The organism is uncultured Methylobacterium sp. (genome assembly GCF_964244095.1).
GTDB lineage: Bacteria > Pseudomonadota > Alphaproteobacteria > Rhizobiales > Beijerinckiaceae > Methylobacterium.
In genome coordinates, this window is record NZ_CAXTHR010000006.1 from 19,081 (window position 1) to 42,675 (window position 23,595).

At 73.1% G+C, this 23,595-nt stretch carries 19 protein-coding genes; 11 read left to right on the forward strand and 8 right to left on the reverse strand.

Annotation, left to right across the window (positions count from 1 at the left end):
• Positions 1-99: 99 nt before the first annotated feature.
• Positions 100-858: a precorrin-6A synthase (deacetylating) gene (cobF, locus tag ACFE86_RS02015; protein ID WP_375453662.1), complete on the reverse strand. Its 759-nt coding sequence runs from the start codon at positions 856-858 to the stop codon at positions 100-102.
• A 339-nt stretch (positions 859-1,197) separates the two neighbouring features.
• On the opposite strand from cobF, the gene ACFE86_RS02020 reads away from it, so the two are divergent.
• The gene (locus ACFE86_RS02020; RefSeq protein ID WP_375453698.1) at positions 1,198-2,301 is read left to right on the forward strand and encodes an alanine racemase; all 1,104 of its coding nucleotides are present in this window, start codon (positions 1,198-1,200) and stop codon (positions 2,299-2,301) included.
• Positions 2,302-2,309: 8 nt separating this feature from the next.
• On the forward strand, positions 2,310-2,708 hold the full coding sequence (locus ACFE86_RS02025) for a RidA family protein (protein WP_375453663.1): 399 nt from the start codon (positions 2,310-2,312) through the stop codon (positions 2,706-2,708).
• A gap of 22 nt (positions 2,709-2,730) precedes the next feature.
• On the opposite strand, the gene ACFE86_RS02030 is transcribed toward ACFE86_RS02025, so the two are convergent.
• Positions 2,731-3,210, reverse strand: a complete 480-nt coding sequence (locus tag ACFE86_RS02030; protein WP_375453664.1) for a nucleoside deaminase — start codon at positions 3,208-3,210, stop codon at positions 2,731-2,733.
• Positions 3,211-3,385: 175 nt separating this feature from the next.
• Between ACFE86_RS02030 and ACFE86_RS02035 the strand changes: the two genes are divergently transcribed.
• From ACFE86_RS02035 to ACFE86_RS02070, 8 genes are all read left to right on the forward strand, one after another.
• A complete protein-coding gene (locus ACFE86_RS02035; RefSeq protein ID WP_375453665.1) occupies positions 3,386-5,638 on the forward strand; it encodes a pseudouridine synthase in 2,253 nt (750 codons plus the stop codon).
• Positions 5,635-6,192, forward strand: coding sequence for a 16S rRNA (guanine(966)-N(2))-methyltransferase RsmD (gene rsmD, locus ACFE86_RS02040; RefSeq protein WP_375453666.1), 558 nt, complete (start codon positions 5,635-5,637; stop codon positions 6,190-6,192). Before ACFE86_RS02035 ends, rsmD begins: the two co-directional genes overlap by 4 nt.
• Before the next feature lie 46 nt (positions 6,193-6,238).
• On the forward strand, positions 6,239-7,216 hold the full coding sequence (locus tag ACFE86_RS02045; RefSeq protein ID WP_375453667.1) for an NAD(P)-dependent oxidoreductase: 978 nt from the start codon (positions 6,239-6,241) through the stop codon (positions 7,214-7,216).
• 48 nt (positions 7,217-7,264) lie between these two features.
• On the forward strand, positions 7,265-8,974 hold the full coding sequence (locus ACFE86_RS02050; protein ID WP_375453668.1) for an IlvD/Edd family dehydratase: 1,710 nt from the start codon (positions 7,265-7,267) through the stop codon (positions 8,972-8,974).
• A 136-nt stretch (positions 8,975-9,110) separates the two neighbouring features.
• Positions 9,111-9,539, forward strand: coding sequence for a hypothetical protein (locus ACFE86_RS02055; RefSeq protein WP_375453669.1), 429 nt, complete (start codon positions 9,111-9,113; stop codon positions 9,537-9,539).
• Between the two features lie 78 nt (positions 9,540-9,617).
• Positions 9,618-10,028, forward strand: a complete 411-nt coding sequence (locus ACFE86_RS02060) for a FixH family protein (protein ID WP_375453670.1) — start codon at positions 9,618-9,620, stop codon at positions 10,026-10,028.
• The gene (locus ACFE86_RS02065) at positions 10,025-11,488 is read left to right on the forward strand and encodes an efflux RND transporter periplasmic adaptor subunit (protein WP_375453671.1); all 1,464 of its coding nucleotides are present in this window, start codon (positions 10,025-10,027) and stop codon (positions 11,486-11,488) included. Before ACFE86_RS02060 ends, ACFE86_RS02065 begins: the two co-directional genes overlap by 4 nt.
• Positions 11,485-14,646: an efflux RND transporter permease subunit gene (locus ACFE86_RS02070; RefSeq protein ID WP_375453672.1), complete on the forward strand. Its 3,162-nt coding sequence runs from the start codon at positions 11,485-11,487 to the stop codon at positions 14,644-14,646. The genes ACFE86_RS02065 and ACFE86_RS02070 overlap by 4 nt, the downstream gene beginning before the upstream one ends.
• Before the next feature lie 95 nt (positions 14,647-14,741).
• Here the strand turns inward: ACFE86_RS02070 and gyrB are convergent, their stop codons facing one another.
• The 6 genes from gyrB to ACFE86_RS02100 form a co-directional block, all read right to left on the reverse strand.
• On the reverse strand, positions 14,742-17,219 hold the full coding sequence (gyrB, locus tag ACFE86_RS02075) for a DNA topoisomerase (ATP-hydrolyzing) subunit B (RefSeq protein WP_375453673.1): 2,478 nt from the start codon (positions 17,217-17,219) through the stop codon (positions 14,742-14,744).
• 189 nt (positions 17,220-17,408) lie between these two features.
• Positions 17,409-18,383, reverse strand: a complete 975-nt coding sequence (locus tag ACFE86_RS02080) for an aldo/keto reductase (RefSeq protein WP_375453674.1) — start codon at positions 18,381-18,383, stop codon at positions 17,409-17,411.
• Positions 18,384-18,390: 7 nt separating this feature from the next.
• A complete protein-coding gene (locus ACFE86_RS02085; protein WP_375453675.1) occupies positions 18,391-19,035 on the reverse strand; it encodes an MBL fold metallo-hydrolase in 645 nt (214 codons plus the stop codon).
• 160 nt (positions 19,036-19,195) lie between these two features.
• Positions 19,196-19,579: a hypothetical protein gene (locus ACFE86_RS02090; RefSeq protein ID WP_375453676.1), complete on the reverse strand. Its 384-nt coding sequence runs from the start codon at positions 19,577-19,579 to the stop codon at positions 19,196-19,198.
• A gap of 263 nt (positions 19,580-19,842) precedes the next feature.
• Positions 19,843-20,166, reverse strand: coding sequence for a BrnA antitoxin family protein (locus ACFE86_RS02095; RefSeq protein ID WP_375453677.1), 324 nt, complete (start codon positions 20,164-20,166; stop codon positions 19,843-19,845).
• On the reverse strand, positions 20,108-20,353 hold the full coding sequence (locus tag ACFE86_RS02100; protein ID WP_375453678.1) for a BrnT family toxin: 246 nt from the start codon (positions 20,351-20,353) through the stop codon (positions 20,108-20,110). Before ACFE86_RS02100 ends, ACFE86_RS02095 begins: the two co-directional genes overlap by 59 nt.
• Positions 20,354-20,576: 223 nt before the next feature.
• Between ACFE86_RS02100 and ACFE86_RS02105 the strand changes: the two genes are divergently transcribed.
• A complete protein-coding gene (locus ACFE86_RS02105) occupies positions 20,577-23,582 on the forward strand; it encodes a penicillin-binding protein 1A (protein ID WP_375453679.1) in 3,006 nt (1,001 codons plus the stop codon).
• The last annotated feature ends 13 nt before the right edge of the window (positions 23,583-23,595 follow it).

Sequence of the window (23,595 nt, forward strand, 5' to 3'; positions counted from 1 at the left end):
CGGCGGGCGAGGGCGCTCTCGGCCCCCTGCCCCATCCCTGCTTGGCGGGAGCATCCACCGCCGACGCGCCGATCCGTCCGCGGTCCGGTCGCCGCACCCTCACGCGTCTTCGGGCCTGCGCAGCAGATACACGTCCATGATCCAGCCGTGACGGGCGCGGGCCTCGGCGCGCAGCCTGCGGATTTCGGGGCCGACCGTGCCGAGGCGCCCGGTCACGAGGAGCTCGTCGGGCGAGCCGAGATAGGCGCCCCAGTGGATCGTCAGCTCCGGGTCGAGGTTGTCGAAGCTCGGGTCGGCGTCGAGCATCACGACGGTGCTGCCCGCGCCCGGGGGCAGGCCGCCCGCGATCGCCCGGCCCGTGGTGATGTGGACCGGGCCGCCGATCCGGTTCAGGGGGATGCGGTGGGCGGCCGCCAGCACCTGCACGCTGGAGATGCCGGGGATCACCGTATAGGCGAAGGCGGCCGGGTCCCGCGCGAGGATGCGGTCGAGGATGCGCAGCGTGCTGTCGTAGAGCGCCGGATCGCCCCAGACCAGGAAGGCACCGATCTCCCCTGCCCCGAGGTTAGCTCGGATGAGGCCGCCGAGGAGGTCGGCACGCGCCGCGTGCCACGCCTCGACCGCGCCGGCATAGTCGGACGGCCGCCGGTCGCGCGGCGGATCGGCGGCGGCGACGAGGCGATACGGCTTGCGGATATGCGCGGCGCAGATCCCGCGGCGGAGCGCCACGAGCGCGTCCTTGTCGGCGCCCTTGTCGAGGACGAAGACGGCGTCGACGTCGGCGAGCGCGGCGACCGCCTGCAGGGTGAGGTGCTCGGGATTGCCGGTGCCGATGCCGACGACGCGCAGGGTTGGCATGGGTTCAGGCTCCCTCCGGCCACGAAAAAGCCCGTTGGGCCGGGCCTGTTCGTGGTGCTCGACACGGTACGATGAAGGCGTCGTCGGAAACGGGCCTTTGAAGACGCCGGCCGGGGCATCATCGACCGATGGACTTATATCAGAGCAAGCCCGCACGCAGCCATTGCCCCCTCCCGCCGGGCGCCGGGGATGCGCCGGCGAGAGGGATCACGCGAGGGAACGCGGCGGGAATGCGGATCGCGCCCGGCACGACCGCAACGGGAGAAGGGTCGCGATGAGCGTGACCGAGCAGGCCTTCGAGGCGCAGGCCGCGCCCTCGACGACCTCGACACTCCCTGCCTGCTCCTCGACGAGGGCCGGCTCGAGGCCAACCTCGCGCGGATGAAGGCACGGCTCGCCGGCCTCGGCGTCGCCTTCCGGCCCCACCTCAAGACCGCGAAATCCCTTGACGTGGCGCGCCGCGCGATGACGGGCGCGAGCGGTCCCGCCATGGTCTCGACGCTGCGCGAGGCGGCGTATTTCGCGCAAGGCGGCGTGCGCGACCTGATCTACGGCGTCGGCATCGCGCCGCAGAAACTCGGCCGGGTCGGCGCGATCCGGCGGCACGGGGCCGACCTCGCGGTGATCCTCGACAGCGTGGCGCAGGCGGAGGCGGTCGCGGCCTGGGTGCGGGCGAGCGGCGATCCCCTCCCCGTCCTGATCGAGGTCGACGCGGACGGGCACCGCTCCGGGGTCGCGCCGGAGGATGCGGACGGGCTCGCAGCCATCGGCCGTACCCTCGTGGCAGGCGGCGCGACGTTGCGCGGCGTGCTGCTCCATGCCGGCGACAGCTACGGCCTGAGCGATCCGCAGGCGATCGCCGATGCCGCGGAGGCCGAGCGGGCGGCGGCCGCGCGCGCGGCCGGGCACCTGCGCGCGGCCGGCCTCCCCTGCCCCGTGGTCAGCGTCGGCTCGACCCCGACCGCGCGGTTCGCGAGGCACCTCGACGGCGTGACCGAGATGCGCGCCGGCGTGTTCATGTTCGGCGACCTGTTCCAGGCGGGAATCGGGAGCTGCGTCGTCGGCGACATCGCGCTCTCGGTGCTCGCCACCGTGATCGGCCACCGGCGCGCGGAGGGCTGGATCATCGTCGATGCCGGCTGGATGGCGCTGTCGCGCGACCGCGGCACGGCGCGGCAGGCGGTGGACCAGGGCTACGGCCTCGTCTGCGACCGCGCCGGCCGGCCCTATCCCGACCTGATCGTCCGGGACGCCAACCAGGAGCACGGCATCGTGGCGCTCCGCGCCGGCTCGCCCGCGGCGCTGCCGGAGCTTGCCGTGGGCGCCCGCCTGCGCATCCTGCCGAACCACGCCTGCGCCACGGGGGCGCAGCACGACCGTTACCATGTGCTCGACGCCGCCGGGCGCCCGCACGCCACGTGGCCCCGCATCAACGGCTGGTGATCTCCGACATGGACAATTCGATCGAGCGCATCGCGACGCAGGCCGTGCCGGAACCGGCCGGCCATTACGCGCAAGCGGTGGCGTGGCGCGACCTCGTCTTCGTCTCCGGCCAGCTCGGGGTCCGCCCCGACGGCAGCCACACCGTCGACCGGCCGTTCGCGGAGCAGGTGCGACAGGCGCTCGCGAACCTCATGGCGATCCTCACGGAAGCCGGAAGCGGCCCGGAGCGGGTGCTGAAGGTCACGGCCTACCTCGTCGGCGTCGAGAACTGGCCGGCCTTCGACCGGGTCTACGCGGAGACCTTCGGCGAGGCCCGCCCCGCCCGTTCGGTGGTGCCGGTGCCGGGCCTCCACCACGGCTACCTGATCGAGATCGAAGCCATCGCCGCCCGGCCCGATCCGTCGTGACGGGGCGGCGCGGTCGCCGGTCTCACGCCCGCCGATCGCGGAAGAAGTCGCGCAGCAGCGCGGCGCCCTCATCCTCGCGAAAGCCGCCGTAGACCTCCGGCGCGTGGTGGCAGGTCGGCTGGCTGAACACCCGGGCACCGTGCTCGACGCCGCCGCCCTTCGGATCGGCGGCGCCGTAATAGAGCCGCCGGATGCGCGCGAAGCCGATCGCCGCCGCGCACATCGGGCAGGGCTCCAGCGTCACGTAGAGGTCGCAGCCCGGCAGCCTGTCCTCGCCGAGCGCCGCGCAGGCGGCGCGGATCGCCAGGATCTCGGCATGCGCGGTCGGGTCGTTGAGGGCGCGCGGCCGGTTGTGCGCCACGGCGAGGACCTGGCCGTCCCGGACGACGACGGCGCCGACCGGCACCTCGCCGGCCGCCGCCGCGCGGCGCGCCGCCGCGAAGGCGAGGTCGAGGGGCGTCTCGCGGGGGGGCGTCTGGCGGGCGGGGATCGAGTCGGGCACGCGGATGGTCCTATCGGCCGGCGGCGCGACGGGGAAGCGCGGCCCGCCGACAGCCCGCCCGCGTGACAGGCGCGGCCTTCGGCGGCGGGCTGCCCGGCCCCGCACGCGGCGGCTTGAGTCTCGCGCGGCGGCTTGCGTCTCGCGCGCGGGGGCACGCTCTGTTATGGGCTTGCCGATGAGCGACAATCCGACGACCCCCACCCCGGACGAGCCCGTCCGCGGGTCCGATACGATTCAGGCGCCCGACGCGCAGGCGAACCGCGCCGCCGCGGCGTCTCCGGCGGAGGCTTCCCCGGCCGAGCCCTGGAGCCCGGCGACCGACGCGAACGTCCGCTCGGAGGACGACGGCGAGCCGCCGCGGGAGCGGGTCGCCCGCGATCGCCCGAAGGACCGCCACGCCAACGCGCGGCTGGCCAAGGACAAGATGGCCCCCGCCCAGGAGACGGTGGCCGGGAAGAAGGTCGTCAAGGAAAAGGTGGCCAAGGAGCCGTTGGTCAAGGATCGCGGCGGCGATGCCCCCCTGCGCCGGCGCCCGGCCGTGGCCGAAGCGGCGCCGGCCGAGCCGCCCGAGCCGATCGCGGCCGACCTTGTCCCGTCCGAGGCGGTCGAACCCGTTCCCGTCGCCGAACCCGAGCCGGCCGCCGTCCCGCCGCCCGAGACCTTCGAGGGCGAGCGGATCGCCAAGGCGATCGCCCGGGCCGGCATCGCCTCCCGCCGCGATGCGGAGGCGATGATCGCGGAAGGGCGCGTGACCCTCAACGGCCGCGTGCTCGATTCGCCCGCGATCAACGTCACGGACGCCGACGCCATCACCGTCGACGGCGAGCCGCTGCCGGCGCGCGAGCGCACCCGGCTGTGGGTGTTCCACAAGCCGCGCGGCCTCGTCACCACGGCCCGCGACCCGGAGGGGCGCCAGACCGTGTTCGATGCGATGCCCGAGGAGATGCCGCGCGTCGTGGCCATCGGCCGCCTCGACATCAACACCGAGGGGCTGCTGCTGCTCACCAACGACGGCGGGCTCGCCAAGGTGATCGCCCACCCCGACACCGGCTGGCTGCGCCGCTACCGCGTGCGCGCCTTCGGCGACATCACGCAGATGGAACTCGACCAGCTGCGCAAGGGCGTGACCATCGACGGCATGGAATACGGGCCGATCGAGGCCAGCCTCGACCGCGCCACGGGCGACAACGTCTGGCTGACGCTCGGCCTGCGCGAGGGCAAGAACCGCGAGGTCAAGCGCATCCTCGAGCATCTCGGGCTGTCGGTGAACCGGCTGATCCGGCTCTCGTTCGGGCCGTTCCAGCTCGGCGACCTCGAAGTCGGGCTCACCGAGGAGATCCGCACCAAGGTGCTCAAGGAGCAGCTCGGCAAGAGCCTGGCAAGCCAGGCCGGCGTCGATTTCGAGAGCCCGGTGCGCGAGCCGATCGCGCCCTTCGGCGCGCCGAAGAAGACGCCGGCCCCGGACGCGCGCCCGCGCCGGGACGACGACGCGCCCCGCGCCCGCGCGCCCTCGGGCGGTCGCCCGATGCGCCCCGCGACGCCGGCCCGCGTGCCCACCGGCGGCATGGGCGCCGGCCCGCGCCGCTCGGTCTGGCGGGCCGAGGAGGCCGGGAACCCGGAGGGCTTCCGGCCGTCCAAGGTGCCGCGCCGCGGCGCCGACCCGAAGGCCGAGCGCGCGCTCGCGGCCGAGCGCGGCCGCGAGCGCGTCGGCGCGATCAACGCGGGCGAGCGCCGCGTCCTCGTCGAGCGCCTGTCGGCGAGCCCGGCCCCGGCCGAGGCGCCGCCGCCGCAGCGCCGCTACGCCCGCGACGAGAACGGCGCAAAACCACAGCGCCGCCGGGACGACGGCGACGGGGCGCCCCGCGGCGAACGGCCCTCCGCGCCGCGCTTCAACGCGGATGCCGGGCGCCCCGCCCCGCGCGGCGATCAGGGCGAGCGCCGCGAAGGCGGCCGCGCCGAGGGCGGACGCCCGGAGGCGCGCGGCTACCAGGGCAGGAAGCCGGCCGGCCAGCCGGGCGGGTTCGGAGCCGGCAAGCCGGGCGGCTTCGGAGCCGGCAAGCCCGGCGGCTTCGGCGGCAAGCCGTCCGGCGGGTTCGGCGGAAAACCTTCGGGGGGCTTCGGGGCCAAATCCGGCGGCGAGCGCGAGGGCGGCTACAAGGGCCGCGTCGAGGGCAGCTTCAAGCCCCGCGGCGAGGGCGGCTTCAAGGCGCGCGCCGGCGAGGGCGGGTTCAAGGGCCGTTCCGAGGGCGGCCAGGGCCGGCCCGGCGGGGGGGCGGGCCGTCCGGCGGGCGCCAAGTTCGGCGGCAAACCCGGCGGGTTCGGGGCCAAGCCCGGCGGGTTCGGAGCCAAGCCGGGGGGCTTCGGCGGCAAGCCCGGCGGCCGGCCCGGCGGCGGCGGCGGCCGTCCGCCCGGCCGCGGCGGGCGGTGAGGATCGTCGGCGGGGATTGGCGCGGCCGGCGCCTCGCCACCCCCCGCTCCGATGCGATCCGGCCGACCTCCGACCGCCTGCGCGAGGCATTGTTCAATGTGCTCGCCCATGCCTACGACGACCCGGTGCCGGGTGCGCGCATCCTCGACCTGTTCGCCGGCACGGGCGCGCTCAGCTTCGAGGCGCTGTCGCGCGGGGCGGCCTACGCGCTGCTCGTCGACGAAGGGCCCGAGGCCCGCGCGGTGATCCGCGAGAACATCGAGAGCTTCGGAGCCGAGGGGCGCACCCGCCTGTTCCGGCGCGACGCGACCAAGCTCGGCCCGTCCGGCACCACCGGGCGCTTCTCCCTGCTGTTCTGCGATCCGCCCTACGGCCGCGCCCTCGCGCCGGCGGCGCTGCAAGCCGCGGCGGAGGGCGGCTGGCTGGCGCCGGGCGCGCTCGTGGTGGTCGAGGAGACGGCGAGCGCCGTCCTCGCCCTGCCCGCGGGGTTCTCGGAGCTGGAACGGCGCCCCTACGGCGACACCGCGGTGACGCTCGCCCGCCACACGGGCTGAGGCTTGCATGGGGCCGGGCGAGACAGGCCCGACGAAGGAACGCCCGTTGCCCGATCCCCTGCCGCATCCCCTCCCCCTGGTCCTGCTCACGAACCCGATCCATGCCGACGCCGTCGCGATGCTGGCGCCCCATGCCCGCGTCGTCGTCGCGCCGGACACCGCGCCCGCCACCCTGCGGAGGATGGCAGGCGAGGCCACGGGGATGATCGTGCGGGCGCAGCTTCCCGACGACATCCTGGACCACGCGCCGGGCTTGCGCGGCATCGTCCGCCACGGGGTCGGGCTCGACTTCGTGCCGATGGCCGCCGCCACCGCCCGCGGCATCCCGGTGGCGAACCTGCCCGGCAGCAACACGGGAGCCGTGGCCGAGCACGTCTTTTCCGCGCTGCTCGCCCTGCGGCGGCGGATCGACCGGATCGACGCGACGCTGCGCCGTGACGGCTGGCTGCCGGCCAAGACCCTGGCCGACGATCTGTCGGAGATCGGCGGCACGACGCTCGGCATCCTCGGCATGGGCGGGATCGGCCGGCGCGTCGCGGGGATCGCCCGCCACGGCTTCGGCCTGCGCGTGCTTGCGGCCTCCCGCACCGCGTCCGACCACGGCGGCCTCGTGGAGCCGGTGGACCGCGCGACCCTGTTCTCCGAGAGCGACGCGGTGGTGATCGCCTGCCCGCTCACCGAGGCCACGCGCGGCCTCGTCGACGCCGCGCTCATCGCGCGGATGCACCCGTCGGCGGTGCTGATCAACGTCGCCCGCGGCCCGATCGTCGTCACCGACGCGGTGGTCGCGGCCCTGAACGCCGGCCGGCTCGGCGGCGCGGCGCTCGACGTGTTCGAGGAACAGCCCCTGCCGCCCGACCACCCGCTCCACGCCTGCCCGAACCTGCTGCTGACGCCGCACGTGGCCGGCACCACCGCCACGAGCCTGCGCGCCATGGGTCTCGGCGCGGCCGAGGCGATGCTATGCATCCTCGCCGGCGAGCGTCCGCGGAACCTCGTCAATCCGGAGGCGCTGGAGCATTGACCGGGCCGTGAAGCGCTGTGAACCCGGACCCGAACGAGGGAGCATACGATGAGCAAGGGCCTGCGAAAGGGTCTCACCAGCTACGGCGATGCCGGGTTCTCGCTGTTCCTGCGCAAGGCGTTCATCAAGGCGGCGGGCTATTCCGATGACGCGCTCGACCGGCCGATCGTCGGCATCACCAACACCGCGAGCGACTTCAACCCATGCCACGGCAACGTGCCGGCGCTGATCGAGGCGGCCAAGCGCGGCGTGATGCTCGCCGGCGCCATGCCGATGGTGTTCCCGACGATCTCGATCCACGAGGCGTTCTCGCATCCCACCTCGATGTTCCTGCGCAACCTGATGGCGATGGAGACCGAGGAGATGATCCGCGCCCAGCCGATGGACGCGGTGATCGTGATCGGCGGCTGCGACAAGACCCTGCCGGCGCAGATCATGGCGGCGGCGAGCGCCGACCTGCCCACCCTCGTGATCCCCACGGGGCCGATGGTCGTCGGCCACCACAGGGGCGAGGTGCTCGGTGCCTGCACCGATTGCCGCCGGCTGTGGAGCGCGCATCGCGCCGGCACCCTCGACGAGGCCGGGATCGCCGCCGTCGAGGGCCGCCTCGCGCCGTCCGTCGGCACCTGCATGGTGATGGGGACGGCGAGCACCATGGCCTGCCTCGCGGAGGCGCTCGGCCTGTCGCTGCCGATGGCGGCGACGATCCCGGCGCCGCACGCCGAGCGGGTGCGGCTCGCCGAGGCCAGCGGCCGGCGCGCCGCCGAGATGGCGGTGTCGGGCGGACCGCGCCCGAGCGACCTGCTGACGCCGGCCGCCTTCCGCAACGCGCAGGTGGTGCTCCAGGCGATCGGCGGCTCGACCAACGGGCTGATCCACCTGACCGCCATCGCCAACCGCACGCCGCACCGGATCGACCTCGACGCCTTCGACGAACTCGGCCGCGCCGTGCCAGTGCTGGTCGACCTCAAGCCCTCGGGCGCGCATTACATGGAGCATTTCCACCATGCCGGCGGGGTGCCCAGGCTGATGCGGGCGTTGGGCGACCTGATCGCCCTCGATGCCGGCACGGTGGCCGGGGGCACGCTCGCCGACGTGGTCGCGGCGGCCGAGGACGTGCCGGGCCAGGACGTGATCCGCTCCGTCGACGACCCGATCACGCCGCTCGGCGCCCTGGCGATCCTGCGCGGAAACCTCGCACCGCGCGGGGCGGTGATCAAGCACAGCGCCGCGAGCGCGGACCTGCTCCAGCACGAGGGCCGCGCGGTGGTGTTCTCGTCCATCCCCGACATGGCTGCCCGGATCGACGACCCCGGCCTCGACGTGGGGCCCTCCGACGTGCTCGTGCTCCAGAACGCCGGCCCGAAGGGCGCGCCGGGCATGCCGGAGGCGGGCTACCTGCCGATCCCGAAGAAGCTCGGGCGCCGGGGCGTGAAGGACATGGTCCGCATCTCCGACGCGCGGATGAGCGGCACCGCCTTCGGCACGATCGTGCTGCACGTCACCCCGGAATCGGCCGACGGCGGCCCGCTCGGGCTGGTGCGCACCGGCGACCGCATCCGCCTCGACACGGCAGGCCGCCGCATCGACCTGCTGGTCGCGGACGCCGAACTGGCGCGCCGCCGCGCGGAGGCCGGCACGCCGGAGCGCCCGGCCTGGGCCGCCCGCGGCTACGCGCGGCTGCTCTACGAGACCGTGGAGCAGGCCGACGAAGGCTGCGATTTCGGCTTCATGCGCGCTGAGCCGGACGCGGGCTGAGGGCTTGGTGCCGCGACCGCGGCGGGCTCCGTCGCGGCCAGCGCCCGCCGCATGCCGGCCTGACCGGCCGCCACCGGAACGGAATGTCGCCTCGGCCACCCTATCTCGTCATCGCGCGATGTGGCATCATGCCGTCGTGACCCTCTGGCTCGCCCTTCGGCGGCTGCTCCCGCTGCTTGCGGTCCTCAGCCTCGCCCTCGCGCCGGTGGCCGCCTCCGCGGCCGCCGCGGACATGCGCGCGCCGACGGCGATGCAAGGCTCCGCCCAGGCGGTGCAAGGCCACGCGCAGGCGATACAAGGCCACGCGCAGGCGATGCAGGACGGGGACATGGCCGGGATGGCCATGGACGCGATGCCCTGCTGCCCGCACGAGACGCCGGCGATGCCCGACTGCGCGAAGGGCTGCCCGCTGATGGCGCTCTGCCTGGCCAAGGTCGCCGCCCGCCTCCCGGGCGCGGTCGGCCTGCCGACGCGGGCCGCCGTCGTCCAGGGCACGCGCTGGGACGGCGCGGCGTCCTTCCGCAGCCTGGCGCAGGCGCCTCCCTCCGAGCCCCCTCGATCCTGAGCCCGATGCCGGCGTGAGCGCCGGTCGCCGCCGCGTGCCCTGGCGCGCGGCCCTCATCGTGTTCGGGAGATCTCCATCGTGACGAAGACCGTCTTTTTCCGCGCGCCCCTGGCGGCGTCGCTCGGCCTTGCCCTGACCGGCGCGGCCCTCGTCGGCCCCGCCTCGGCCGGCATCGAGGACTACGAATTCCAGCTCGTGAAGAACGAGGTCAAGCAGGGCGAGGCCGTCCTGGATGTCCGCCTCGTCGACAAGCGGACGGCCAAGCCCGTGCCCGACGCCGTGATCTTTTCCAGGCGCCTCGACATGGCGCCCGACAGCATGGAGGAGATGACCTCCAGGATCGAGCCGATGCCCTCGACCGAGCCCGGCATCTACCGCTTCAAGGCCAAGCTCTCGATGGCCGGCGGGTGGCGCCTGTCGCTTGCCGCCAAGGTCCAGGGCGAGACCGGAACGGTCGAGAACAAGCTGGTCTTCAAGGCCGTCAAGTGAGCCGGTCGGCCTGGCTGGCCGGCACCCTCGCCGCGCTCGCGGCGGGGGGCACCGGCTATTGGGCGGGCGGAGATGGCCGCCCCCTGCCCGCGTTCGTCGAACGGGCGCTGGCGGCGTTGCCGCAACGGACGCCGGCCGCCCGGGCGACGGCCGCCGCGGGGAAGGCGACCGGGCCGGTGGCCTACTACCAGGACCCGGACGGCCGGCCGGCCTACGCGAGCGAGCCGACACGCACGGGCGACGGACGCGACTATCGCGCCGTGCACGCGAGCGAGGACGTCCGCTACGACGACGAGCCCGAGGCGGCGATGCCGGCGGAGATGCCCGTGGCGGCCTCGGCAACCCCGGCGCGCGGCGCGCGGCGCATCCGCTTCTATCGCAACCCGATGGGGCTGCCCGACACCTCTCCGACACCGAAGAAGGACGGGATGGGGATGGATTACCTCCCCGTCTACGCGGATGAGGACGGCGACGACGGGACCGTCCGGCTCTCGCCCGGCAGGATTCAGCGGACCGGGGTCCGTTCCGAGACGGTCGAGCGCCGCGTCGTGAGCCGGCCCGTCCGGGTGCCCGGCACGATCCAGCCCGACGACCGCCGCATCACCGTGGTCGCGACGCGCGCGGACGCCTTCGTCGAACACGTCGAGGACGTGACGGTCGGCGACCGCGTGCGCAAGAATCAGCCGCTGCTCTCGGTCTACGCCCCGGAGATCAACGCGGCCGCCGCCCAGTTCATCGCCAATCCCGGCTTCGACGGCGCGCGCCGTCGCCTGCGGAACCTCGCCGTCCCGGCCGAGGCCATCGCCGCGATGGAGCGCACCCGGACCGTGCCGATGGCGGTCGCGTGGTCGTCCCCGCGCGACGGCACGGTTCTGGAGCGCGGCGCCATCGCGGGCATGAAGGCGCCGGCCGGCCTGGTGCTCTTCCGGATCGCCGACCTGTCCCAGCTCTGGCTGATGGCAGACGTGCCCGAGCACGACCTCGACAGCGTCAAGGTCGGACAGGCGGTCACCGTCCGCGTCCGCGCCCTCCCCGGCCGCACCGTCGCGGGCAGGGTCGGGGTCGTCTACCCGCAACTGAACAGGGAGACCCGCACGGCGCGCCTGCGCATCGAACTGCCCAATCCCGACGGCACGCTGCTGGCCGACATGTATGCCGAGGTCGAGATCGCGACCGGTGCCGGTAAGCCCGTGGTGGCGGTGCCCGACGACGCCGTGATCGACACGGGCGCCAAGCAGGTCGTCCTCATCGACCGGGGCGAGGGCCGCTTCGAGCCGCGCGCGGTCGCGGTCGGCGCGCGCGGGGACGGCTACGTCGAGATCCGCGACGGCGTGCGGGCCGGCGAGCGGGTGGTCACCGCGGCCAACTTCCTGATCGACGCCGAGAGCAACCTCAAGGCCGCCCTCCGGGGCCTGGCGGCCGCCGACGCCCCGGCCACGTCCGAGGAGGCGTCGCGATGATCGCCCGCCTGATCGGCTGGTCGGCCCGCAACCTCGTCCTGATGCTGATCGGCACCGTGTTCGCCGTGGCCGCCGGCCTCTACGCCGTCCGCACGCTGCCGCTCGACGCCATCCCCGACCTCTCGGACGTGCAGACCATCGTCTACACCGAGTATCCCGGGCAGGCGCCGCAGGTGGTGGAGGATCAGGTCACCTACCCGCTCACCACCGCCATGCTGACGGTGCCGAGGTCGAAGGCGGTGCGCGGGTTCTCGTTCTTCGGCGTGTCGTTCGTCTACGTCATCTTCGAGGACGGGACCGACTTGTATTGGGCGCGCTCGCGGGTGCTCGAATACCTCAACGGGGCGGCACGGCGCCTGCCGGCGGGCGTGGTCGCGACGCTCGGGCCCGACGCGACGGGCGTGGGCTGGGTCTACCAGTACGTCGTGGTCGCCAAGCAGCGCACGCTCGCCGAACTGCGCGCGCTCCAGGACTGGGTGATCCGCTTCGGCGCCTCGCGCGCCGAGGGCGTGGCCGAGGTCGCCAGCGTCGGCGGCTTCGTCAAGCAGTACAACGTCGTCGTCGACCCCGGCCGCCTGCGCGCGCAGGGCGTCTCGATGGGACGGCTCCGGGACGCGATCCGGTCGAGCAACGCCGACGTCGGCGGTCGCACCGTGGAACTGTCCGAGTTCGAGTTCGTGGTGCGCGGGCGCGGCTACCTCAAGAGCACGGCCGACATCGAGAGCATCGTCCTCAAGACCGACAACGGCACGCCGCTGCGGGTGGGGGACATCGCCCGGGTCGAGCTCGGACCGGACGAGCGCCGCGGCATCACCGAGATGGACGGCGAGGGCGAGGTCGCCGGCGGCATCGTGCTGCAGCGCGTCGGCGCGAACGCGCTCGCCGTCATCGCGGGCGCGAAGGCGCGCCTTGCCGAGATCGTGGCGAGCCTGCCCGTGGGGACCGAGATCCGGCCGGTCTACGACCGGTCTCAGCTCATCGAATCCGCCATCGCGACGCTCCAGCGCACGCTCGCCGAGGAGAGCGCCATCGTGGCGCTGGTCTGCGTGGTCTTCCTGCTGCACCTGCGCAGCGCGCTGGTGGCCATCCTGATGCTGCCGGTCGGCATCCTGCTGGCGCTCGCGGGCATGCGGGCGCTGGGCTTAGGCGCCAACATCATGAGCCTGGGCGGCATCGCCATCGCGGTCGGCGCGATGATCGACGCGGCCATCGTGATGATCGAGAACGCGCACAAGCACCTGGAGCGGGCGCCGCCGGGCAGGTCCCGGATCACGGTGCTGGTGGAGGCTGCCGGTGAGGTCGGCCCGGCGCTGTTCTTCTCGCTGCTCGTCGTCACCGTGAGCTTCCTGCCGATCTTCACCCTGGAGAACCAGGAGGGCCGGCTGTTTGCGCCGCTGGCCTTCACCAAGACCTTCGCCATGGCGGCGGCTGCGATCCTTTCGCTGACGCTGGTGCCGGCGCTGATGGTCGTGTTCGTGCGCGGCCGCATCGTCCCGGAGCACAAGAACCCGGTCAACCGCCTGCTGATCCGGCTGTACCGCCCGGTCATCGCCGGCGTGCTGCGGGCGCGGGCGGTCACCATCCTCGCGGCGCTCGTCGTGCTCGGGGCCACGGTCTGGCCGGCGAGCCGGCTCGGGTCGGAGTTCATGCCCGAGCTGGACGAGGGCACGCTGATGTACATGCCCACCACCCTGCCCGGCATCGCGACGACCCGGGCCGGCGACCTGCTGGCGACCCAGGACCGCATCATCAAGGCGTTCCCCGAGGTGGCCTCCGTCTACGGCAAGGCCGGGCGCGCGGCGACCGCGACCGACCCGGCGCCGAGCGAGATGTTCGAGGCCCTCATCACCCTGAAGCCGAAGGCGGCGTGGCGCCCCGGGACGACGCTGGCGAGCCTGCGCGCGGAGATGGATGCGGCGCTCCAGTTCCCCGGCGTGTCGAACGCCTGGACCCAGCCGATCCGCGCCCGCATCGACATGCTGGCCACCGGCATCCGCACGCCGGTCGGCATCAAGGTGCTGGGCACGGACCTCACCGGGATAGAGGCTGTCGCCCGGCAAGTCGAGGCGGCGGTGAAGGCGGTGCCCGGCACGTCGAGCGCCTACGCCGAGCGGGTCGGCGGCGGCTACTTCCTCGACATCACGCCGGACCGCGCGGCGCTCGGGCGCTACGGCCTGACGGTGGGCGACGTGCAGGACGTGATCGCGATGGCGCTCGGCGGCGAGAGCGTGACCAATACGGTGGAGGGCCGGGAGCGTTACACGGTCAACCTGCGCTATCCCCGCGCCTTCCGGTCGAACCCGCAAGCCATCGCCACCGAGGTCCAGGTGCCGATGCCGAACGGCGGCACCGTGCCGCTCGGCGCGGTGGCGCAGATCCAGCGCGCCCGCGGGCCGACCCAGATCCGCACCGAGAACGGGCAACTCGCCGTCTACATCTTCGTGGACGTGGCCGGGCGCGACCTCGGCGGCTACGTGGCCGAGGCGCGCGCGGCCGTCGCCGACGCAGTGAGCCTGCCGCAGGGCACGACGCTGCACTGGAGCGGGCAGGCGGAATACCTCGACCGCGCCACCGCGCGGCTCAAGCTCGTGGTGCCGCTGACGCTGCTGATCGTGTTCCTGCTGCTCTACCTCAACTTCCGGCGGCTCACCGAGACGCTCATCGTCATGCTGTCGCTGCCCTTCGCCCTGGTCGGCGGCGTCTGGCTGATGTGGGGGATGGGCTTCAACCTGTCGGTGGCGGTCGCGGTCGGCTTCATCGCGCTCGCCGGCGTCGCGGCCGAGACCGGCGTGATCATGCTGGTCTACCTCGACCACGCGCTGGCGGAGATCCGGACGGAGCGCGCCCGCTCGGGGCTGCCCCTGACCAGGGCCGACCTGCGCGGCGCCATCATGGTCGGCGCGGTGGAGCGGGTGCGCCCGAAGATGATGACGGTCGTCGCCATCATGGCCGGCCTCCTGCCGATCCTGTGGAGCACCGGTTCGGGCTCCGAGCTGATGCAGCGCATCGCCGTGCCGATGATCGGCGGCATGGTGTCCTCGACGGTGCTGACCCTGGTGGTGATCCCCGCGGTCTACGGTCTGGTGAAGGGATGGGGATTGCCGGACGCCGCGGTGCGGGCGGAGTCGGCGCCGGCGATGCCGTCGGCGGCGGAATAGGACAGCTCTCGCGTCCCTGTTCCGACGCGCTTGCCTGCAACGGACCGGTGTCCGCTGCGTCGGGGCGCACGCGCGGCAACCGACCATCGGCCGCATCACACGTCGAGATTGGCCACGCTGAGCGCGTTCTCCTGGATGAACTCGCGTCGCGGCTCGACCACGTCGCCCATCAGCTTGACGAAGAGGTCGTCGGCGTCGGTCGTGTCCTTGACCTTGACCTGGAGCAGCGAGCGGATGTCGCGGTCGAGCGTCGTCTCCCAGAGCTGCTGGGCGGTCATCTCGCCCAGGCCCTTGTAGCGTTGGAGCTGGAGACCCTTGCGGCCGAACGCCATCACCGCCTCGAACAGGGCCACCGGCCCGTGCAGGGTCGTCGACTCGCCCTTGCGCGCGAACGTGACCGGCTCGCCGTAGATCTCGCGCAAGCCCTCCGCCCGGTCGTTCAGCCGCCGCGCCTCCTGCGAGGCGATGAGGCCGGCATCCAGCGTCGCGACCTGGCGCACGCCGCGCAAGGTCCGGCCGAACAGGTAGCCGCCCTCCGACGCCTCGCCCTGCCAGCCCTGCTCGATCGCGTCGGCGATGGCGTCGAGGCGCCGGGCGGTGGTGTCGGCCAGCGCCTCGGCCTCGCCGGCGCGCTCGGCGGCCTCGGGCCGGAAGGCGCCCGCGAGCACCGCCTGCTCCACCACCGAGCGGTCGTAGCGGGTGTGCAGCCCGAGCAGGATGCCACGGAAGGCGCGCGCCTCCTCGACCAGCACCTTGAGCTGCGGCCCGGCGAAGGCGGCGCCCGAGGCGAGCGTGAGCGTCGCGCCATCGACGCCTTGGTCGATCAGGTAGTCCTCCAGCGCGCGCTCGTCCTTGAGGTAGAGCGCCTTGCGCCCGCGTTCGGCTTTGTAGAGCGGAGGCTGGGCGATGTAGAGGTGCCCGCGCTCGATCAACTCCGGCATCTGCCGGAAGAAGAAGGTCAGCAGCAGGGTGCGGATGTGCGAGCCGTCCACGTCCGCATCCGTCATGATGATGATGCGGTGGTAGCGCAGCTTGTCCGGGTTGAAGCCCTCCCGGTCGGTGCTGGACCGCCCGATCCCGGCGCCGAGCGCGGTGATCAGCGTCCCGATCTCGGCCGAGCCCAGCATCCGGTCGGCGCGCACCCGCTCGACGTTGAGGATCTTGCCCCGCAGCGGCAGCACCGCCTGAAAAGTCCGGTCTCGCCCCTGTTTTGCGGAGCCGCCGGCCGAGTCGCCCTCGACCAGCAGGATCTCGCACTTGCTCGGGTCGCGCTCCTGGCAGTCGGCGAGCTTGCCCGGCAGCGAGGCGATGTCGAGCGCGCCCTTGCGGGTCACGGTCTCGCGCGCCTTGCGCGCCGCCTCGCGGGCGGAGGCTGCCAGGATCACCTTGCCCATCACCGAGCGCGCCTGGGCCGGGTTCTCCTCCAGCCAGTTCGAAAGGCCGGCGTTCAGCACGTTCTCCACCGCCGGGCGCACCTCGGAGGAGACGAGCTTGTCCTTGGTCTGCGAGGAGAATTTCGGGTCCGGCACCTGCACCGAGATCACCGCCGTCAGGCCCTCGCGGCAATCCTCGCCGGTGAGCGTGATCTTCTCGCGCTTGGCGATGCCCGACGATTCCGCGTAGCCGGTGATCTGGCGGGTCATCGCGGCGCGGAACCCCGCCATGTGGGTGCCGCCGTCGCGCTGCGGGATGTTGTTGGTGAACGGCAGCACGGTCTCGTTGAACGAGTCGTTCCACCACAGCGCGACCTCGACGCGGATGCCGTCGCGCTCGGCGCGCACCATCACCGGCTTGACGATGCCCTCGATGGGTTTGCGCGAGCGGTCGAGGTAGCGCACGAACGCCTCGATCCCGCCCTCGTAGTACAGCTCCTCGCGCCTCGGCTCGGGGTGGCGCGCGTCGGTGAGCACGATGCGCACGCCGGAATTCAGGAAGGCGAGCTCGCGCAGGCGCTTCTCCAGCGTCGCGAAGTCGAACTCGATCATCGTGAAGGTGCCCGTCGAGGGCAGGAAGCTCACCTCCGTGCCGCGCCGGCCGTGGCCGGGACCGAGCACCTTGAGCGGGGCCACGGCGTCGCCGTGGCGGAACTCCATCGTGTGCTCGCGGTCGTTGCGCCAGATGCGCAGGCGCAGCCACTGCGACAGGGCGTTGACCACCGAGACGCCGACGCCGTGCAGGCCGCCCGAGACCTTGTACGAGTTCTGGTCGAACTTACCGCCGGCGTGGAGCTGGGTCATGATGACCTCGGCCGCCGACACCCCCTCCTCCTTGTGGATGTCCACGGGGATGCCGCGGCCGTTGTCCGACACCGTGCACGAGCCGTCCGCGTTCAAGGTCACGGTGACGAGGTCGGCATGTCCCCCGAGCGCCTCGTCGATGGCGTTGTCCACCACCTCGTAGACCATGTGGTGGAGGCCGGAGCCGTCGTCGGTGTCGCCGATATACATGCCGGGGCGCTTGCGCACCGCGTCCAGCCCCTTGAGCACGCGGATCGATTCCGCGCCGTAGGCATCGACGAATTCGGCGGGCGGCAAGGAACCCGGAGGAACGTCGTTCGGGGATTGGTCAGCCATCAAGGTCCTCGGGCAGGCCGGTCTGAGCACGAGGGTCCTGAGACCGTCCGGGGGCGCCCGCGCCTGCGATTCATTCAACCCATTCCATATAGGCGTTCCGCCTTGAAAATGCATCGTTTCCGGGCCCGGCACGGCCAAGCTCGCATTCGCATTCTCGCGGGGTCCGCGCAACGTCGCGTCAGGTCCCGCTCACGGCGCGATCCCGCCGGCGCTCGCCGCGTCGAGGCGCGCGACCGCCTCGGGCGACAGGCGCAGGGTCACGGCGCCGAGCAATTCGTCGAGCTGCGCCACCGAGGTGGCGCTGGCGATCGGCGCGGTGATGCCGGGCCGGGCCATGATCCAGGCGAGCGCCACCTGCGCCGGGCTGGCGCCGTGCCCGGCCGCCACCGCGTCGAGCGCATCGAGCAGCGCGAAGCCGCGGGGGTTGAGATACTTCGCCACCCGGTTCTCGCGGGCGCGGCCGGCGGCGGCGTCCCCCGAGCGGTACTTGCCGGTGAGGAAGCCGGCGGCGAGGGAGAAGTAGCCGATCACCCCGAGGTCTTCCGCGCGGCAGAGCGGTTCGAGCGCGGCCTCGTAGCCGCGCTCGGCCAGGCTGTAATCGGGCTGGAGGCATTCGTAGCGCGGCAGGTTTTCGCGCGCGGCGATGTCGAGCGCCTCGCGCAGGCGCGGGGCCGAAAAGTTCGAGGCGCCGATCGCCCGAACCTTTCCGGCTTGGATCAGGCGCTCGTAGGCACGCAGGGTTTCCTCCTGGGGCGTCCCGGCATCGTCGGCATGCGACTGGTAGAGGTCGATCCGGTCGGTCCGCAGCCGGCGCAGCGACGCCTCGCAGGCTTCCGCGATCCGGGCGGGGCCGAGGCCGACCCGGGATTCCCCCGAAGGACTTGGCCCCATGTCCATGCCGACCTTGGTCGCCAGGACGACCTGTTCGCGCAGGCCGCGCGATGCGAACCAGCGACCGATCACGCCCTCCGATTCGCCGCCGGCGTGGCCCGGCGCCCAGCGCGAGTAGACGTCCGCCGTGTCGATGAAGCCGAAGCCGGCCTCGACGAAGCGGTCGAGGACGGCGAACGCGGTCGCCTCGTCCGCGGTCCAGCCGAAGACGTTGGCGCCCAGGCACAGCGGGGCGACGGTAAGGCCGGAACGACCGATCGGGCGCTTGTCCATGAGGCTCTCAGCTCTGGAGGAAAGGATTGGTCAGGCGCTCCTCGCCGAGCGTGCCGGTCGGGCCGTGGCCGGGGATGAAGGCGAGGTCGTCGCCCAAAGGCAGCACCTTCTCCCGGATCGCGCGGATGAGCTGGTCGTGATCGCCGCCCGGCAGGTCGGTGCGGCCGACCGAGCCCTTGAACACCACGTCGCCGACGAGCGCGAAGCGGGCGTCGCGGCTGACGAACACCACGCTGCCCGGCGAATGGCCGGGGGCGTGCAGGATGTCGAAGGCGAGCGGACCGATCGTGACGGCGTCGCCCTCGTCGAGCCAGCGGTCCGGCGTGACGGCCCGCGCGCCGTCCATCCCGTAGCTGGCCCCCGTCGCGGGCAGCGCGTCGAGCAGGTAGCGGTCGGCCTCGTGCGGGCCCTCGATCGGCACGCCGAGGCGCTCGCGCAGCTCCGCCGCACCGCCGGCATGGTCGATATGCCCGTGCGTCAGCAGGATCTTCTCGATCCTGACGCCCTGCTCGGCGATCGCCGCCTCGATCCGGTCGAGGTCGCCGCCGGGATCGACCACCGCGCCGAGCTTGGTCGCCGCGTCCCAGATCAGGGTGCAGTTCTGCTGGAAGGGCGTGACCGGGATGATCCCGACGCGGGGCGTTCCTGGCATGGCGGTCCGTTCGCGGTCTGGAGGGCGGGCGTCCGGCCCGTTCTAGCCGGTATCCGGGCGGCCCGCATCCCGTGGGTTGCCCGTGTCCGAGATGCGACGGCCGGGCCGATGCTCCGCTTCCGACCCCGGCCCGGCGCTTCCAGTCCTCCGCTCCGACCGATCAGGCCGGGCCGCCCCTCGGCCGGCGGAACCGGTCGTGGAGCGCCAGCATCTCGGCCATGCCCAGCGCCCGGCTGCTCCAGCGGGTCTCGGCGGTGTTGATCGCCGTGAAGCGGTCGTGCGACCGGCCGCCATAGGCACCGAACAGGGCCCGCGTCTCCGGGCTCTCCGCGCCGCCGGGGGTGGTCCCGGGGTCGGGTCTGTCGATCCGGTAGGAGGGCGGGCCGCCCTTCGCGGTCACGCCGATGCGGACGAAGGCGTCGCCGTAATGCTTCTGGCACATCCGCATGGTGGCGAGCACCGCGCGCAGATACGCCTCGCCGTCCTCCAGGCCGGACAGCACGTCGGCGATGGTCGCGTCGGGCGGGAGGTGGCGTCGGATCATGGGCGTCTCGCTTCGTGCTCCCCCTATCGCGCCGCAGGCGGAAGCGCGAGGCGGCAGGCCGATCCGGCCGGCCTTCGCTTCAGCCGCGCGTCGAGGCCGCCGACCCGGAAGCCGTGGCGTCCGTCCGTATCGGCCTCTTCTGCGCGCCGGTGAGCAGGTCGATCGGCAGGGCGCGGTCCGGCGGGACGATGCCGGGCCGGGGGCGAGATCGTGGAGGCGGAGCACCGCGTCGCCGCGCCCGTCGTAGCGGTCGCGGGACCCGCCTATGTCCGCGCGTGATCCATGTATGCGCGCAGAACGGCGTTGATCTTCGCCTGGTAGCCGCGTCCCAGGCTCCGGAAGAACGTCAGCACGTCCGGGTCGAGGTGGATGGTCGTCGCCGTCTCGGCCTCCGTTCCGGGGTGGAAGACGGCCTTGCTCCAATCGACCACCAAGCCGGCCTCGTCCGGGTCCGAGGCGATCGCCGCCTCGAGTTCGGCCTCGGTCATCGCCTTGACCCGCTCCCAGTCGGTCCGACTTTCCCCACGCTCAACCATCGCCTTCAACGCGGCCGCGGAATACCTGACGATATGCGTCTCGCTCCCCATCCCGTGCCCTCCTGAATGAGATCGCCCGTCGCGTCTCGTGGCGCCACGTCCAGATCAGCGTGACGAACGCGTCGTCCAAGATCGCCACCGTCGATAGACGCGGCTCATCGCGATAGCTTGCCGGGCCCTCAAGCCGCGGTCGTCCGTCGAACAAGGCCCCGGCGTCGCGAAAATCGAGCCGGTGCATTGGCGAGGTTCGTCAGCCGCTTCGGCTCGTCCCACTCGAACATCGCGCCGCACCGTATCCCGTCCCGACAGCACGTCAACACGGTCGCCCGACCGAGCGGCCCGCGACCGCTCCCGCTCGCGTCCCCTCCATAAAACAGCCGCGTTGTGCACCCCCTGTTCAGGCGCACGCGCCCAAGGGTCGGCGAACCAGGAAACCCAGCCGTGCCGGTGCCCCGGATCGCATGAACACCATCCTGATCAAGCTGTTCGCCACCGCGCTGACGCTCAGCCAGGTCACGACCAAGCCCGAGGCGGTGCGGACGCGCTTCGACCCCGAGACCGATTCCGCGGCGGTGGTGCAGATCCTGCGCGACGGCTGCGCGCACATGCGCAAAGCCTTCGACATCGAGGACATCAACCTCGACGAGCTGATCGCCACCGCGATGGAGGACCCGAGCGCGGTGGCCGGGCCCGCAGCGCCCAAGATCCTGCACGGGCTCGATCTGGCCGAGCTGAACACGAGCTACCGCCAGTTCTGCAAGGGCGAGAACCCGAAGGACGCGCCGTTCGACGCCCGCGCGGTGATCGATTTCTACAACCGCGCCACCACCGACCTTCCGAGCGCGGAGGCCCTGCGCGACAAGGCGCTGCCGGGGATGACCCGCATCCTCGACGCCTCGGGACAGCCCTTCGCCGAGACCTTCGAGCCGAACGGGCGCCGGCTCGTCGTGCCGATCGCCGACGTGCCGGCGCTGGTGCGGAAGGCGTTCATCGCCGCCGAGGACAAGCGCTTCGAGAGCCACCACGGCATCGACGAGCGCGGGGTGATCCGCGCCTTCATCGCCAACCTCGCCTCGCCGGGCAGGCCGGCCGGCGGCTCGACCATCACGCAGCAGGTGGTCAAGAACCTGTCGGTGGGCGACGACGTCACCTACGAGCGCAAGATCCGCGAGATGATCGTCGCCGCGCGGCTGGAGCGCATCCTGGGGAAGCCCGAGATCCTCGGGCTCTACCTCAACGGCATCTATCTCGGGCGCGGCGCCTACGGCATCGAGATGGCCGCGCGCAGCTATTTCGGCGTCTCGGCCGGGCAGCTCAGCCTGCCGCAGGCGGCGCTGCTCGCCGCCATGCCGAAGGGCCCGAACTTCTACAGCCCCGACCGGTATCCCGAGCGCGCCCGCGAGCGCCGGGCCTACGTGCTCGCGAGGCTCAAGGACGAGGGCGCGATCACGGAATCCGAGATGGCGTCCGCCGTCGCCGCCGACCTCGGGCTGAAGCCGATCGAGGCCGCGCGGCGCGATTCCGGGTTCTACGTGGTCGATCACCTCACCCGCGAGGCGCGCACCTTGGCCGGCCTCGACTCGCTGACGGCCGCCTCGTTCACCGTGCGCGCCACGATCCATGCCGGGTTGCAGCGCGCGGTCGAGGGCGCGTTGCAGGACGGGCTCGCGACCTACGAGCGCGGCACCGGCCGCCAGACGTTTTCGGGGCCGGAACTCAACCTCGCCGACAGCGTGCGCAGGCTCCAGACGGCCGCATCCGCCCCCGAGGCCTCCCCGCAGGCGGCGCCCGGCGTGACCGGGGTGGAGGCCAAGCCTTTCCAGATCAAGCCGGCGGCTGCGAAGCCCGCGCGCGGAAAGGCCGTGGCCGCGGCCGAGCCCGCGAAGAAGCCGCTGTGGCTGCGGGCGCTGGAGAGCGCGCGGCCGGTGCTCTACGACGTGCGCTGGCCGCTCGCCGTTGTGCTGGAGACCGGCCGCAACGGCGTCAGGGTCGGGCTCGGCGACGGGCGCGTCGCGACCCTCGATCCCGGCATCGCCCGCGGCAAGCTCCAGCCCTACGACGTGGTCCGCGTGAAGCTGCGCGACGGCAAGGGCTTGCGCGCCGAGCTCCGGGTGAAGCCCTCCGTGCAGGGCGCGGCGCTGGTGCTGGAGAACCGCACCGGCCGCATCCTGGCGATGACCGGAGGGTTCTCCTATCCGGCAAGCCAGCTCAACCGGGTGACGCAGTCCGTGCGCCAGCCGGGCTCGACCCTCAAGCCCTTGACCTACCTCGCCGCGCTGAACGCCGGCCTCCAGCCCAACACCCTGGTGATGGACGCGCCCGTCACCCTGCCGCCGATCGGCGGGGCGGGCGAGGCCTGGTCGCCGAAGAACTACGAGGGCGGCGGCGCCGGGCCGACGACCCTGCGGCGGGGCCTCGAATTCTCGAAGAACCTCGTCACCGCGCGCCTGCTCCAGGGCGGCATCGCCTCCACGGCGCCGGCGAGCCTCCAGCGCGTCTGCGAGATCGCCTTGGAGGCGCAGATCTACGCCGCGTGCGAGCCGTATTATCCCTTCGTGCTCGGCGCCCAGCCGGTGCGGATGCTCGATCTCGCCGGCTTCTACGCGGCGGTGGCCAACGAGGGCGTCCGGCCGGCGCCCTACGCGCTCGAAGGCATCGAGCGCGACGGCAAGCCCGTCTACGCCCACGCCGCCCGCGCGCCGGTGCGGATCGGCTCGGCCGACCGCGTCGCGTTCTACCAGCTCAAGACCATGCTCCAGGGCGTGACCGACCACGGCACGGCCGCGGCGCTGTCGCGCGTCTCGGCCTACGTCGCCGGCAAGACCGGCACGTCCGAGAACGAGAACGACGCGTGGTTTGCCGGCTTCACCAACGAGATCACGGTGGTGGTCTGGGTCGGCTACGACAACGCCGACGGCACCCGCCGGACGCTCGGGCGCGGCCAGACCGGCGGCCACGTCGCGGTGCCGGTCGCCGGCGCCATCTTCCAGGCGGCGTGGGCGAACGGCGTCGCCAGGACGCCGCTCGCGCCCCCCTCGGCGGAGGCGCGCCGGTTCCTCGCCGACATCAGCGTCGATCCGCGCAGCGGCCAGCGCCTCGCGGGCGGCGGTTTCACGGAGCATTTCCGCACGGGCGCCGACGGCCGCATGGCCGACACCCAATACCGCCTGCTGCCGCGCGAGGACGCCTACGCGATGCGGCCGGACGCCGAGGACGGCGACCTCTCGGGGACGGAGGACGGCGCCTCCGCCGCGGGCGACGCCTTCGGCAGCCGCGCGCCGGAGGCGGATCTCCTCGACCCGTTCGGCGACCTCCGGCCCCGGGCGCGCGACCGCCGGGCGCAGGACGACCTCGACGGCGGCTACAGGCCCTGGCCCGGCCAGACCGCCCGCTCGCCCTTCGGCGACGACGCGCGCCCGCGCCGCCGCGATCCCGACTACTTCTTCGGCGACGACCCGCGCTACTGACGCGGCCCCCTCC